Source organism: Xanthomonas sp. SHU 199 (assembly GCF_000364665.1).
Classification (GTDB): domain Bacteria; phylum Pseudomonadota; class Gammaproteobacteria; order Xanthomonadales; family Xanthomonadaceae; genus Xanthomonas_A; species Xanthomonas_A sontii.
In genome coordinates this window covers 1-859 of sequence record NZ_AQOI01000391.1, presented here as the reverse complement: position 1 = coordinate 859, position 859 = coordinate 1, and the positions used below count along the sequence as shown (strand labels likewise).

Genomic DNA, 859 nt, shown 5'->3' with positions numbered 1-859 from the left:
GCAGCCGCGCCTGCAGCGCCAGCGCCGCCAGCACCAGCAGCGCGGCGGCATTGGCCGGCGGCTCGCGCCAGGCCAGGGCGAACATCAGCGCCGCCAGCACCGCGCACGCCAGTCCGGTCCAGGACACGCCATTGGGCGTGGCCCCACGCGCGCGCAACGCCAGCGCCAGCCGCACACGCCACTGCGCGCGCCGCGCCTGCCAGGTCGAAGCGGCCATCAGTCGCCGCCTCCACAGCCGCCGCAGCCACCACCGCCGCAACTGCTGCCACCGTCGCTGCTGCCACCTCCCCCACCGCAGTTGCTGGTCGAACAGCTGCCGCCGCGGCCGTTGGCTGCGGGCGCACGCAAGGCGTGATAGTCGGCCCAGGGCGTGGTCATCAGCACGCTGGTACCGGCCAGGGCCAGCGGCAGCGCCAAGTGCGAACCGGGCGCCAGCGAGGGCGCGGCGACGCCATCGCGCCATGCCGCATCGCGCTCGGCCAGCAGCGCATCGCCGGCGACGCTGCGCCGCGGTGGCGTGAGCAGGAAGCCAAGCGCAACGACCGCGACCACCACCATCGCCGCCACCAGGAAGCCGATCGGGCGCTGCAACTGCAGGCCGATCCGCACCTTCATCACGCCCAGGGTCCACAGCGCCAGCAACGGTGCGGCGCCGAACAGGCGGGCGCACAACGCCTGTCCATGGCCCAGCCACAGCCCCTTGTCGACCAGTGACCGGCGCAGCGGCGCGGCGTCGCGCCGCAACGCGGCCAGCGCCTGCTGCAACTGCGGGTGCGCGCGCACGATCGCCAGCGCGCGCTGCAGCGCCGGCGGTACCGCGACCGTGGTGGACTGCAGCCGCGCCTGGCGGCGCACGTGC

At 75.3% G+C, this 859-nt stretch carries 1 protein-coding gene and 1 pseudogene; both read right to left on the bottom strand.

The window, feature by feature from the left end; translation table 11 throughout:
* Positions 1-217: pseudogene (locus D183_RS0113080) on the bottom strand (CDP-alcohol phosphatidyltransferase family protein); the annotation flags it as partial.
* A partial coding sequence (locus D183_RS0113075; protein WP_017909395.1) for a TIGR04222 domain-containing membrane protein occupies positions 217-859 on the bottom strand: 643 nt, incomplete at its 5' end. The gene D183_RS0113075 and the pseudogene D183_RS0113080, both read right to left, overlap by 1 nt.